Here is a 15,159-nt window from a genome sequence, read left to right as displayed (position 1 = left end):
CTCGTTTAGTCTATCTTAAAATTGAGGCTTCCCCAGTTTTGGTAATTTGGTTATTATCTCTTGTGGTTCCTACAAACAGATATCTGAAAGAAGTATTTTTATAGGGTTTTCCGGAACTATAATTACCATTCCAACCCCAGTTTACGGGCATATTGTCATAGTCATAGGCAACACTATAGACCAAGGCGCCCCACATATCATAAATCTGAAAGGTAAAGGAGGCTATCCCCGTAAATTCGCCTTGGAAGTAATCGTTTATGCCATCCGTATTGGCCGAGAAAACATTGGGAAACATTACGTCGTAGCCGTTGCCCACCTGTACATCCTGTTGCACTGTTTTACTACAGCCCTGATCGTTGAACAATGTTAGGGTGGTGGTAAAAATACCTGGGTAGCTAAATACATGTGTGGTCATTATTCCGTCCGCAGCTGGATCTATATTGACAATGGGGCTCCCATCACCAAAATCCCACGAGGCATTACCAAAACCGGCTTCACTGCTGATGCTGAACCGAATATCTTCTTTGGCCATTAAAAGACCTGTAATTTCATATTCGTCCGAGCTATAGGTAAACGAAGGGTCTGTTACCCCGGCACTTATCGGCATGGTTATTCCACACCCTTGGTCATTTACCACATTTAGACTGGCATTCTCCAACGGACTTCCAATTTGGACAGCATATGTATTGGTTCCCGTTTTTACGGAAGGTACCAAGGCACCTTCATAGTAAAAACTTAAATCGCCTGGTTGACTATTGAAAACCGATACGGAAATACTACCCGGATTCCCCAAACAAAGGGACTGGTCCAAATAAGGTCCGTCCAACAGCTGAAGGGATTCCGCTTTGTTGATCGTAATGATCTCCTGATAATAATAAGCCGGGTCGGCATTGGTACAACCATTGATATTACTGGTAATGGTAAGTCTTAACCTTCCTTCTTCCAATCCGCTCAATTGAGTTATGTTCTGGCCGAAAGGAGTAAACACCGGATCGGGATTGTTGGCCGTACCGGCAGTTTCTTTCTCCCATACAATAGAATACGGTCTTAGGCCACCGCTCACCGAAATGGAAATGGTTCCGTCATTGGTGGCTCCACAGCTTACCGGGGTAATGGTCCTGTTTACAACTATTGGTGCATAGGTGGTATTGAAGGTAAACTCAATTTCTTCGGAAGAACAGTCATTACTATCCGTTATGGTCAACCAATAGGAACCTGGTACCGCATCAAAACTGGTAATGTCCTGGGCCACAAAATTGTTGGGACCCCGCCAGTCATAAAAATAATATGGATTATTGTTTCCGTCCACAAAAGGTTTTCCCCCCGTTATTAAATTGGTATTTAGGCTAAAGGCGTATTCGGCTTCACAAGGTGGAATGGTATACGATTTGGCACCGCTATAATCCATAGCTTCATAACTATCCATGGTAAATGTTTGTACAACGCACTGATTGGCATCGGTTACCGTTATTACATGACTGCTATTGGAAAGCGAGCTTATGGTAATTTGCGTACTATTGAAGATTACAGCTGTTCCATTATCCAGTGTATATTGATATGGAGCCGTACCGCCCTGTACACTAAAGGTGAATTCACGTCCTGCACTGGGATCTACACAACTTCCGTTGCCTGTAGTAATGGCAGTGGCACTAAAAATGGCCGGGGCCACGATATTAAAGGTTTGTCTCACCGTACATGGTGCGTTGGCATCACTGTTGGTATCAATAATGACCACTTCGTAGCTGCCTCCCCCTAAATTGGTAAGACTGGTATTGTTGGTAGCATAGCTAGTTCCATTTTTGAACCAGTTTATCTGTAATTGGCTGCTAGGGTCGGCACTTATCTGTATGCTAATTTCGGCATTGGCATCCCCGGCACATTGTAACTGCTGGTTGATCACCTGGACACTACTGATTTCCAATTGGGCTTTGGAGGCTACATTGGCAGTATAGGTTGCGGAACAACCAAGTTGGTCCGTTACGGATAGGATATATACCCCTGGTGCCAGGTTGGAAATGTTCTGTGTGGTAAAATTGGCATTATCCGGACCGGTCCAACTAAAGTTATAGGGAGGATTACCCCCTGTCACCGTTGTAGCTCCAATGTTCAAACTAATGCTACCGTCATTTTGACCAAAGCAAGTGGCATTTTCCACTACCACGGAGGCCTGATCAAATTGTAGTCCCAACGGCAGGATTACGGATTGCGATTCCAGTATTCCACAAGAGGCATCCTGTACACTTATATTGTAGGTAGCCCCCCCTATTAAATTGGTGTAGGTAATATTTGGATTATTTGATGTCTGCACCAAGGGAATACCATTGGGCCCTGTTATCGTATAGGTGAATGGTGCAATACCTCCAGTGCTATAGGCCGTAATGGCCGCATTACAGGTATCCCCAATGTTCAGCGTCAGAACCTCCGGTTCCGATACTATAAAAGGGGAAGACGTAATTCCACAGAATTCGTTATATACCGTTAATTGGTAGGCTCCTGCCGTAAGATTGCTTATACTTAAGGTAGAGGCCGTAAAGCTGTTATCCCCAATTTTGGACCATACATAGGTGTTTGCAACCGCATTGGATTGGGTTATTACATTGGAAGTACTAACATTGGGATCGGTTCCCGTACTCACAAAGGCCGTAAATCCAATTCCCTCAACTTTGGCAGTCAATATAATTTCATTGGAATTGGTCGTTGCCACAACAGCGCTTAAATTAGGTCCGGTTGCCGTATTTATCTTTTGTGCAAGTGCTACGGCCACTTCATTGTTATCCTGGGGCTGATTGGAACCGTTCAGTGTAACCTGGTGATCATAGACCTTATTATCGATAATGATACTATAGGTATTGTTAAAAGTTGGGGTGCCAAAAAGGGTTATGGTGTTTATTTGCTTTTGGGCCGTATTACCTCCGGTAATCCTGGAGTTGGGAATTACAATACTTCCATCATTTCCACCATTGCAACTTACATTGGTGATGTCGTTGTCAATAATGGCATCATTATCTATAATGGCATAGGGAATTACGGTTACTATTTTTGGCGAGGTCTCATCCGCACAGGCCACTCCATTTAAGGTGCTGGTAACCACTCTTTTAAAATAGGTAGAGGTGGCAAGGGTACTTGGAGGGGTATAATTTTGCTGTATGGCACCGCCTACGGCGGTATAGGTTTGATTGTCAGGGGAAGACCACCACTGATAGGTGAGTACCCCCGCACCCGTTGCCGATTCCTGTTCCACAATGGCCAAAGGCTGACTTCCTTCGCAAACCGACTGATTGTCCGTTATTTTTCCAGCATAAACGGCGTTAAGGATAACCTGGATAGGGTTGGTCTCCACCACACAGGTCTGGTCTACCAAACTGGTTCTGGTAATGGTCCGCTTATAATACAAGGTAGAAGTTAGGACTGGAGGCGTATAGGAAGCGGAATGTACGTTTAGATCTGTCCATACGCTAGCATCAGGGGAAGCATACCAGTCATAGGTCTGGTCCACAAAGGTGCTGCCACCGGTTACCGTTAATGCTCCGGGTACAACCCCTTCGCAGATAGTCTGATCGTTCACCAGGGTTCCTGGCAACAATTCTTCAGTAACCTGTACCACAACGGTATTGCTGTCTTCCGTACAGACCACATTATTCAAGGTTGATGATGAAGTCCTTTTGAAATAGGTAGTGGGATAACTGCCGGCAACCGGGTCATAAGTACTGTTAACTGCCCCATTAATAATACCCCAATTAGTGTTATCCGTTGAGGAATACCACTGATATTTCAATATTCCTTCTGCAGTACCCCCTACGGTATTTCCTAAAACGGCAGGATCTTCCCCATAGCAAATTTTTTGGTCACCTGAAATGGTGCCTGCGTCCACATCATTGACAAGAATTCTGATCACATTACTTGGTGCATAAGGAGCACATACAACGGCATCTACGGTGGCTTGATAATCCCTACGGTACCATTTATCGGCGGTAAATGGGTTTCCAGGGGTATATGTTGCATTTGTTGCACCAGGGATGGAATTAAAAGTACTTCCGTCAATGGATTCGTACCATTGAAAATCCAAATAAGGGAGTCCTTCTATGGCGCTCGGGTTGCCCAGGGCCGGGGCCATGGAATTGAGGCAAAGCGTGATATTATTGCCTATATTGTCCGCTTGGGGCACCAAGACGGTTACAGGATTACTGTTTACCGTACATTCCACCCCGGAAATATCGGTGCTGATAGTAGTTCTAATATATGTTGTTGTAAACGTGATGTTAGGTGGGTCATAGCTTGTTCCCGTGGCACTTGGAATCAAGGCCCCATTGGCATACCATCGGTAGGTCAATGTCTGGCCCGTAGACGGTGCAAGTTCCTCTATTAGGCTGGGATCGTTTCCTTTACATATTACCTCTTCATTTGGTCCATTGGTGCCGTTGGCATGGGTGGTACCAATGGTGCCCCCTGTTGCATTTCCACCGTTAATGATGGTCAGGACATTACTGGTTACACTGCAGGATAGGCCATTTAAAGTGGAGGTCGTAATTCTTCTGTAGTAATTGTCCTGTGTTACGGCAGGAGGATCGTAGGTAACGGAGGTTGCCCCAGGAATATCCGAAAAGGATACATTATCACTGGAAACCTGCCATTGGTAGCTTACGGTTCCAGAGGCAATCAATGGAAAGTTGGCGCTAAAAGGCTGTGGATCCCCACCATTGCAAACTTCGGTAGTTCCGGTGGCCCCGGAGGAAAAAGTAATATTATGTCCAGATGGATTGTCAAATTTGTTTACATACACTATAACCGCTGTGGTTATGGCCTCGCAAGTGATGCCCTGTAAAGTTGAACTGGCCTTTCTTCTATAATACGTCTGTAAATCGCCAGAATTTACAGGAGTATAAGTAGCTTGATCGGTATTGGCAATATCGGACCAGATGTTTCCATCCGGGGAACTCTGCCATGTATAACTAATAGTTCCATTGGAAGTGGCATTGGCCGTACTTGTAATTGGACCTATGTTGTCATTCCCACAAACCGTCTGGGTTTGTGAAATTGCCCCTTCTGATAAGCTTATTAGGGTAACCAAGGTTGGAAGACTGGAGGCCTCACAAATATTTCCATTGTTGGTGTTGGTAACATTTCTCCTAAAATAGGTCGATGTGGCCAATCCTGTGGAAAAGCTTAGGTTTTCGCCTGCTTCCCCGTTCATCAAGGTATAATTGATATTATCCGTTGAGGAATACCACTGGAAATTTATTCCCGGTCCGGCCGGTGTGCCATTGGCAACTGTGATGGTAGCTGGGGCTTCATCTTCGCAGACAGCTTGGTCTGCCGATGCTTCGCCACCTGAAATAACTCCGGCTACGTTGATGGAAACTTCGTTGGTGTAATCTGTACATGCCAAGCCGTTTAGAGTGGAGGTATCCAGTCTTCTATATTTGGTAGACATGGTAAGCAGTCCAGGGGTATATGTAGGTCCTGTAGCGGAAGCTATTGGGCTCCAGCTTGTCCCATTATCGGTGGATACCTCCCAAGCATAGGTTAGATTGCCCAGGGCGGTAGTATTCCCTAAATTAATAATAGTGCCGGGCGCCTGTCCGGCACAAACATCCTGATTATTACCAATGATCCCCATACTAAGGCTGTTTACAAATACAGTGCTTACCGTTGAATTTTGCAAACATACTTTGGCGTTATTGGAAACTATGGTCTGTCTTCTATATCTGGTAGTAACCGCAGGTGCTACTGAAAAATTATAAACGGCATTGGTTTCCCCGTTTATATTTGTAAAATTACCTGTGGTGGCAGATTGCCATTGATAGCTTATGTTGGGGCCTGCAGCGGTACCGTTGCTTATGGAAATGGAATTGGGTAATTCCCCGGCGCAGATAGTTTGGTTCGCACTTGCGGTTCCTCCGCTGATTTGATTAAATACGGTAATCTCTATTTCATTGGTATAAGCCGAACAGCTATACCCGTTAAGGAGTATGTTATCCTGTCTTCTAAAGGATGTGGTCTGGCTTAGGGCACTTGGCTGATACTCGGCGTTATTGGCCCCCGAAATGGCGGTCCATGTACTTCCGTTAAATCGTTCCCATTGATATGAAATAGTACCTGATCCGGAGGCATTGGTGATGGATGTTATCGCATTTGGAACTTCATTGTAACAGACCGTATCGGTACCCGTAATACTTCCCACGGAAAAATTGGTATACGTAATGGTGGCCACTGTACTAACACCCTGGCAACTAGCCCCTGAAATGGTGGTAACCCTTCTAAATTGCTCTATTCCCGGATTTAGGTTGGCACTGGCATTGTAGTTGCTTTGTGTGGCGCCATTTATGTTTACCCAGTTACTTCCGTCGTATTTCTGCCATTGGTAGGTACCGTTGTTTTCCCCATTGTTTACGGTCAACAGTTGTAATTCGCCCAGCGCACATATATTTTGATTGGTGGCCGTACCTCCCAATACGGCAGCATTTACAATGATGGAAACCGCCGGGGTTTCCTTAAAGCAACTAAATCCGTTTAAAACGTTGGTAACCCTTCTTTTAAAGGAGGTTGTTTTGGACAGGGCGCCAGGTTGATAAAAATTGTCCGTTGCCCCGGTAATTAAATCCCATGGGCCTGAATCGTTTTTGTACCATTGATAAGTAGTGGTCCCTGAAGGGGTAACCGCCACATCGCCGGAAGTACTTAATTGCGCCGGTATTTGGGTGGCACAAACATTTTGACCGGTCCCATCCGTTATGGTTCCGGCATATATTTCATTTACGGTAACGGTTGCAACGGTGCTGACCTGGGTACAGGATTCCCCGTTGAGCATGAAGGTGGTAAGTCTACGATATCTACTTATGCCGTTAGGAAAAGTTGGCTTGTCCACTACCAAAATCTCCGTATTGGAATTGGCAATTGCGGTCCAGGTACCGTTAATGTCCCTTTCCCATTCAAACGTTCTGCTTTGGGTAATATTGGAACCGGTAATACTGATGTTCTGTACGTCGCTAATGGCACAAACCTGTTGGTCTACCCCTGTTCCTCCGGTAAGGGCGGTGAAAGAAATATTTGCGAGCGACTGATTGTCGGTAAGGCCGTTCAACTTATTGGCGTTGCCTGCCAATACATAGCGTAAACTGCCATTGGTACTTGTTGAACCGGGGATAAGTTGAATTCTAATGTTTTCGATTGTAAATACATCCAAAGAACCTTGGGCGTTGGTGGTTATGGTGACTTCCAATCTTGAGGCATTGCCTGGGTCCTGGGCTACGGAGGCACTGCCAATATCGGTGCCCGTTTCCGTAAATGAAGTTGCATTAATTTCAAAATTGGAGGGAGCCTGTATATAAAAGGTAAAGGTACCCGAGCCGAAATCCGTAGCCAGAGCTTCGGAAAGCACCAAGTTGCCAAGATTTAGTTCGGTCTGTGGTAGGTTGCTGCCACAGGAAGAGAAATTGGTGTTCAGCAGGCTGTTGGAAACCTGAGCTGTGCCATACCAGAAATTAAAACAGATCAATAAAAATGGCAGTAGTAGTTTTTTGGTCGATTTTATCATGATTTTGCCCCTTATATTTTACTCCAAGTGATTTGACCCACTTTTGTAGGAAAGACCCTATAACGAGTCAACGCTTGGATATATTGCGGCTATCGATATGCATTAATAAAGTAGGGAATGGTTTTGTTGTGAAACCTCATATTTTTGTGGTGAAATGGAGGTATGAATTTTGGACTTAGCTGCCAAAGTTGTGACCCTTATGCATATTTACGATGTTTGCGAACCAACTTTATAGTTTTAGCCCGCCATAAGGATTATTGATGCGTTAGGATATCTGTAGTTTAATTTTTTCAAAGCCCGATTTTGGAGCGGAACAAACGGGACAACAGTAATTCTCGTTAATATCCATAAATGGGGTTCCAACGGCAATATTTGATTTTGAATCACCGTAGGTTTTGTCGTAAACGGTGAAACAGGAACTGCATTGATATACCTCTTTTAAAATATTGACATTGGCATTCTTTGGGGCCTCCTTTTTGGGCACCGCCCTTCCCAATTGATAAAAATATTGTTTGCTCAGTTCCATTAATAGGCCTGGTAATTCCATCTTATCCACTTCTTGGGCGTACACTTTATATTCTTGGGTATTGGGATCAAAATTTCTAAAATATAAAACATTATAGGTAGGCCTTATGGCAAAATTCCTGACCATTGTGGTAGGGGCGTTCTTTTCTATTACAATAGATGAGAAATGGGTGCGTTTCCCCGTTTCATTACTTATTCCAAAGGTTAATCCGTAAGTGCTGATATCGTTCTGGTCAAAACTTAGAACCAAGAATTTCTTTAATTCCAATGCCTCCATATCATCAACCGGAAGGTGCCAGTTCATTTCCAATTGGGAATGGCGAATATTGATTCCTTTTTGTCCCAAAAAGCGTTCCAGTTCGGGCCTGCTGGAGCTTTTAATTCCTTTTATGATAAACGACTTCCAAGGGGTGATGCATATTTTCCCAATACTGTTGTCCAGACAATAGCCACATAATTCCTTTAGAAAATCCAGGTTGTACTTATTGTTTCGCCAGTAGAGGCCCAACCAGTATTGATCTAGCCCCATCCTGTTCATTCCTTCGTAATAAGGAAATTTAATATAGGGAGCCACCAGCTCCCGTTCTATGGTTCTGTTATTGGTATCCAATCTTTTGTTGAGAATAAAAAACAACTCTTCTACATCCGAAATGTCCCGATATATTTCTTCAATGGCCTTTGCTATGGTATGGATGTCCCAACTGTAAATCAGCACAGGGTAGTAAACGGATTTGGTCCAATGGGGAAGTTTAATGTTCAGGTACCAATAATCCTCACTTTCGGAAGCAATAAAATTAAGGTTGCCGCTAAAAATAGGGACCAAGCGCTGTTTGGGATCGGTGATGTTTATTTTTAATTTGGGCTGATAATCAAAACCCTCCAGAATATACAGGTAAGTAGATCCCTTGAGCCAGTGGGTCATATCAAAGATATCGGCGGACACGTAGGAAGTTACAATATTTTGATAACTTCTATCGCTTACGATGTCGGTGTTGAATTTTGATATTTGTTCCAATTGTTCCTCCTTGGCATTTTGCAAGGGGAACAATAGATCTTGGCGGGATCCAAAAAATACCTCCTTCAGCCCCCCTGCCTCCAACATGGTAATGATATCCTTTAATTCCCCTGGAGAGGTTACCCCTCCTTTTATCAATATTCGGTGCAAATCATCATTCATGGCACTTATTTTTATGAAGCAACGGATTGTAACTGTCTGCGTAAAATATCCTGTATTTCTGGTTTACAACTGCCACAACCAAGCCCCGCTCCTGTTTCCGAACACAGTTTGGAGAAATCCTCACATCCTCCGTTTATTGTTTCTATTAGGTTGCCTTCCCCGACCTGACTGCAGGAGCAAACCAATTTTCCCTTTAGGGGCACGGAATTTGTTTGTCCCCGAAGCAGTTCGTTCCTCTTTTCCGATAGTTCAATTTCTTCTTCTATCAACCTTTTAAATTCGGCAAATTCGTTTTTATCCCCCATTAGGATGGCACCTTTTAGGGTATCATCCTTTACGATACATTTTTTGTAGTATTTCTTGCTGACGTCCATTAGGATGATTTCCTCATAATTATTGTCGTCCAGCGGGGCATTCACCATACCAAGACTACAGAGATCCAGGTTTTCGAACTTTAAAATGTTCATGAGGATAGATCCATTGTAGATACTGCTAAAATCTCCCAAAATATATTTTGCGGCCGTATCTGCCTGTTGCTCTGCGGCCGAGGTTATGCCAAAAAGGGCATTTTTAAATTCGGCGATCTCCCCCAGTGCAAAAATATTGGGATCGCTGGTCTGTAAATATTCGTCCACTACCACTCCCCTTCCCGTTTTAAGGTCGGATTGCTTTGCCAACTCAATATTGGGCCGGGTGCCAATGGCATAGACAATGGCATTGCATTTTACCGTCCTACCGGTTTTTAAGGTAATGGATAGGGAATTTTTGTCATCCCTTTCCTCAAATACGGTACTTACCTCATTATCAAAATAAACCTTAATTCCCCGGTCGCTAACATCTTCGGCCAATAGCCGACTGGCAATTCTATCCAGTTGTCTTTCCATCAATCTTGGGGCACGTTGAATGATACTGATGTTAATATTTTTGTTCTTAAGTGCTGCGGCCAGTTCCAGTCCCAAAAGTCCACCACCCACAATAACCACATGTTGCTCTTCTGCGGGAATACCCTCCAAATATTTACGTAGCTTATCGGCATCCCCACGTTCCCTCATGGTAAAACGACCGGGCATATTTATTTGCACCTCACTGGGTACAAAGGCGCTGCTCCCTGTGGCCATTATCAGGATATCATAGGTATGTTCAAAACCATTATCGTCCGTAACGGTCTTGTTATCCCTATCTATTTGGGTAACGCCCAATCCCTGATGCAGGGTTATATCCAATTTTTCAAGTTCCCCTTTTTTCAGTTTTTCCAGTGCTTCCCATGAGAGTTCCTCGCTTACATATTCCGGGAGCAATACCCTATTGTAGAAAGGGTTTTTTTCCTTGGAGAACACATGAAGCCGGTCCGTTTCGTTTTTTTTCCTATAGGTCTGGACAAATCTATAGGCGGCGGCCCCGGCCCCGATGATCACAATCTTCTGTTTGGGCTTTACATACTTTGCCACTTCTACGGCACAGTACTTAAAATCGGGTTCCTTGGATACGGGATCGACCAGATCATTGGTCAGATTATTGGCCCTTCCAAAATCATTATTGAGCACTTTGCCCCAATGCATGGGGAGGAAGACCACTTTTTCGCGTATATCAAAATTCACCTTCACCTTCACCCGTACCGTACCCCTTCTGCTTTTTACAACGGCTATATCCCCATCCTTTAATTTTCGTAAATAGGCATCCACTTTGTTCATTTCCAAATATGGATCTGGAATATGGGTAAGCAAACGCCTTACCTTTCCAGTTTTGGTACGGGTATGCCATTGGTCCCTTACCCTACCCGTATTGAGAATTAAGGGATATTCGGATGTGGTCAATTCGGACTTGTTGTATAGTGAGGAGGGGGCATTGAAGTGCGATTTCCTATCGTTGGTAAAGAATTGATGATCCGTAAACAGTCTGGGGGTGCCCATATGTGTGGCATGGGGTACAGGCCATTGAAAGCTGCCTTCATTTTTTAGTCGCCCATAGGAGAGACCGGATATATCTATTTCGGTACCTTTTGTTAAGAGGCAATGTTCGTCATATACCTCAGCTGCATTTTTATAATCAAAGCCATTATAGCCCATTTTTTGGGCAAACTTCCATAATATTTCAACGTCCGGCAAAGCCTCTCCCGGGGCATCGATCACTTTGGGAAGATAACTTATACGTCTTTCCGAATTGGTCATGGTCCCTTCCTTTTCCAACCAACCGGCAGCCGGTAAGAGTAGGTCTGCAAATTTGGTCGTCTCCGAATTATGGGAAATATCCTGAACCACTACAAAACTCGCATTTTTTAGTGCTTTTTCCGCCTTATGAACATTGGGCATGCTAACTATTGGATTGGTACAGATAATCCAAATGGCCTTCATTTTCCCACTTTCCAAGGCGCTGAACATCTCTGTAGCGGTATAACCTGGTTCGGATTTAATATCTTTTCCGCCCCAAAAATCCGATACTTCCCTACGGTGTTTGGGATTGCCCAGTTCCCTATGGGCTGCAAGTAAACTGGCCATACCTCCTACTTCCCTACCCCCCATGGCGTTGGGCTGACCGGTAAGCGAAAATGGTCCGGCACCGGGTTTCCCGATTTGTCCGGTTAAGAGCGACAGGTTCATTAGAGCCACATTTTTGGATACCCCAATGACACTTTGGTTCAGTCCCATGGTCCACATACTTATAAATGCGTTTGCATTGCCTATATACATTGCCGCCCTCTTGATGTCCTCTAAGGGAATTCCACAAAGTTCGGCCGCCTTTTTCATTGAAATTTGAAAGGCACTCGCTTTAACGGCATCAAAATTTACGGTATGTTTCTTTATAAAATTTCTATCTATTTTTTTCTTTTCTATCAACCAACGTGCAATGGCATTGAAAAGAATAACATCCGTTCCCGGTAATATTTGTAGATGAAGATCGGCAATGGCACAAGTCTGTGTTTTTCTCGGGTCGACCACTATTATTTTTACATTGGGATGTTTTTCCTTGTGCTGTTCCAATCTTCTAAAGAGTATAGGATGGCACCATGCAGGATTTGCCCCGGCAATAAGGAAACAATCCGATAGCTCTATATCGTCATAGGAAATGGGCACAGCATCCTCTCCCAACATTTTTTTATAACCTACCACGGCAGAACTCATACAGAGCCTGGAATTCGTATCAATATTATTGGTGCCAATAAAACCTTTGGTCAATTTATTTACCAAATAATATTCTTCTGTAAGACATTGGCCGGAAACATAGAACCCTACACTATCCGGACCATGTTTCTCAATAATGCTTTTGAATACGGCAGCGGCCCTGTCCAAAGCGGTGTTCCAAGAGACCTTTTGTAATGGGTGGTTTCTGCTCCATCTCATTTCCGGATATAGGATCCGGTCGCTCACATCCTGGGCCACGTAGTTAAGATTCTTCCCTTTGGAACAGAGCATACCTTTGTTTACGGGATAATCCTGATCTCCTTCAACACTGATATTGCCCTTGGAGTCCTGTTGGACCACAATGCCACAGCCAACCCCACAGTAGGAGCAAATAGTTTTATGTTCGTTCTTTTTCAGCATAAAATCCTTGTATTAAAAGAAACCAATTAAATAGGATCTAAAATTATCAAATTAAGTATAAATACGTAGTAATTTATTGATAATAGTTAGGCAGAATATTGACGAAAAGACAATAAAAGTTATGGTATATTGGATATTAATGATTTAGCAGCAAGCTTATACCAAATTAAACTCCTGCGCCTTCTTGGCCAAGTCCATAAGATTGTTTACGCCCATTTTTCGCATTAGATTAAAGCGATGTGTTTCAATGGTCCGTTTGCTTTTTTGAAGTTTTTCAGAAATCTGTTTGTTGGTAAGGCCCGAAAGCACGAGTTCCAGGATTTGTAATTCCTTACTTGTAATGCCAAAGGAGTTATTTCCGTTTTTTGGGGAATATCTGTTATCCTGTCTGGTCTGGCCCTGGCTCAACAGATTGTTTACCAAAACATTGGATATGTCCCCACTAAAATATTTACCTCCTTGGACCACAGTTGTAATTGCCTTTAGGAATTCCGTTTTTCCGGTGTCCTTGAGTAGATAACCACTAGCTCCGGCACTTACCGATTTAAGGATGTATTCTTCCGAATCGTGCATGGAGAGTATGATGCATTTGGTTGCAGACGAATGCTTGTTAAGTTCCTCGACGGCCTCTATGCCGTTCATCTCTGGCATTCGGATATCAATGATCAACAGATCGGGTTTTTTATCCAGTACCATTTGAACGGCCTCCTTGCCATTGGAGACCTCACCGATCACCACATAAGTATCATCCTCTTCCAATAATGCCCTTATGCCATCCCTTACCAAGGAGTGGTCATCGGCCAATACAATACGTGTACTTTTATCCACTATAATTCATTCTTTGGAACAAAGATAGGATAAAAATAAAACTAAGTATTCATACGGTGAAAATAGATATTGCAATTTTGATCACAGGCCTTATATATAGTGTCTAAATGCTAATTTGGCTATTGGGAAGTGTTCAAAAATTTGGGTTTGATGACCAACATGGCCCATGCCCAATTTTGGCTACTTGCCGAGACATCTTCAGTGATTCCTTTTAGTTCGTACATACCTTCATTGGCAAACATTTGGGAATAGCCCAATTGTAGGGAATAGCCATTAAAGGCTTGTGAAAACACCAGATCCAATTCCGTTCCCAAAGATTTTTCCCCACTGGGCAAAGCTTGATCCCCACTAAAGTTAAGTGCCTTGACCATTAAACTCGATTTCTCCCCAATCTTGAAGTTGGCACTCACGTGAACATCAAAAAGTCCAACGGAATTGGCATGATTGCCTACATAGAAATAATCCATAAATCCATTAAATTTATGATTGGTGCCGTACAGGGGGAAAAAGGCTTCTGTTTTATCGCCAGTGCTGGTATCATTGCCACTTATCATTTCCATTCCCGTTCCCAAGGTTACTTTGTCAAAGGCCTTATAATTTAAATCCAGCCCCAACAAATAGGCACCCTCAACTTTTACCGCACCTTGTCTTTCCCCTGTTTGAAAAAAAGCGTTCAAAGCGGTCCCGAAGCATCCTTTTTTATAGTCCAAATGTGTTCCAAAGGTTTGTAAATTACTTATACCTTCGGGCGTTGTGCCATCCGCTTCAAAATTTTGGAAACCATTGTTCAACAGCAATAGGCTTCCACTTAAGTTTTTCCAATTTTGTTTTAGGTATAGGTATTGCATGGTCTTATAGGTAAAGAACCCGGTAGTGCCATAGGCAGTGCCTACCGATTGAAAACCGCTGGGATCGTCATAATCCTGACTAAAGGCCAATCCCAGATCCAATTTAAATTTTTTCTTGGCGTATTGAAAAATGGCCGCATCATGATTACGGGCCTGTTGTGCCCAGCCAACACTGCCCATAATACGTTGGTCATCGTAATCCAAGGTCTGTCGCCCCAATTTAGTAGAAAAACCACTTCCCAGCCTGATATCCGCCCAAGCCTCAAATACAGCAAATGAATTGTTCCCATCATCCGGCAGAAGCTGCCTGTTCTCGCCCCAAACCATTACATCTTGAAAGCTGACAAAAAATGTATAGGCATCTATAGTGTAACCTGCATTTAAGCGCAAACGGGTTGAAACACCAAAGCCGGCATCTGCATCCTCAGTGATAAGACTGCCAAAACCATGGCGCAGTTCGGTACGGGGTCTAAATTCTCCATCCAATGTAAACTGTGCATTGGAAATTGGTCCATGGAGGACCATAATAATGAATAAAAGATATATTCCTTTCATCTGTTTATATTTATTGTTTTTTATCGGTCAGACCTGCCTTTGCCGGCAGGCAGGTGTAATATCCAAGCAATCGTTCTCGGTGGGTTTGAAAATTTTGCTAATGGATATTTCATACGTTTAAATCTTTGTAATTATTTGGAAATAAACTAATTA

The 15,159-nt window shown here is 43.5% G+C and carries 5 protein-coding genes; all 5 read right to left on the bottom strand.

Annotated features, from left to right (window positions below; genetic code table 11):
• Positions 1-10 precede the first annotated feature (10 nt).
• Complete coding sequence (locus D0S24_RS04990) at positions 11-7,534, bottom strand: gliding motility-associated C-terminal domain-containing protein (RefSeq protein WP_117018765.1); 7,524 nt, start codon at positions 7,532-7,534, stop codon at positions 11-13.
• Between the two features lie 265 nt (positions 7,535-7,799).
• Complete coding sequence (locus tag D0S24_RS04985; protein WP_117018764.1) at positions 7,800-9,236, bottom strand: rubredoxin; 1,437 nt, start codon at positions 9,234-9,236, stop codon at positions 7,800-7,802.
• An 11-nt stretch (positions 9,237-9,247) separates the two neighbouring features.
• Complete coding sequence (locus D0S24_RS04980; RefSeq protein ID WP_117018763.1) at positions 9,248-12,775, bottom strand: nitrate reductase; 3,528 nt, start codon at positions 12,773-12,775, stop codon at positions 9,248-9,250.
• 156 nt (positions 12,776-12,931) lie between these two features.
• On the bottom strand, positions 12,932-13,603 hold the full coding sequence (locus tag D0S24_RS04975; protein WP_117018762.1) for a response regulator transcription factor: 672 nt from the start codon (positions 13,601-13,603) through the stop codon (positions 12,932-12,934).
• Between the two features lie 119 nt (positions 13,604-13,722).
• On the bottom strand, positions 13,723-15,006 hold the full coding sequence (locus D0S24_RS04970; RefSeq protein WP_117018761.1) for an alginate export family protein: 1,284 nt from the start codon (positions 15,004-15,006) through the stop codon (positions 13,723-13,725).
• Between the last annotated feature and the right edge of the window lie 153 nt (positions 15,007-15,159).

This window comes from Arenibacter sp. P308M17, from assembly GCF_003426735.1.
Taxonomy (GTDB): Bacteria; Bacteroidota; Bacteroidia; order Flavobacteriales; family Flavobacteriaceae; genus Arenibacter.
Note: the sequence above shows the minus strand (reverse complement) of the source record. Positions and strands in the feature narration are given on the sequence as shown.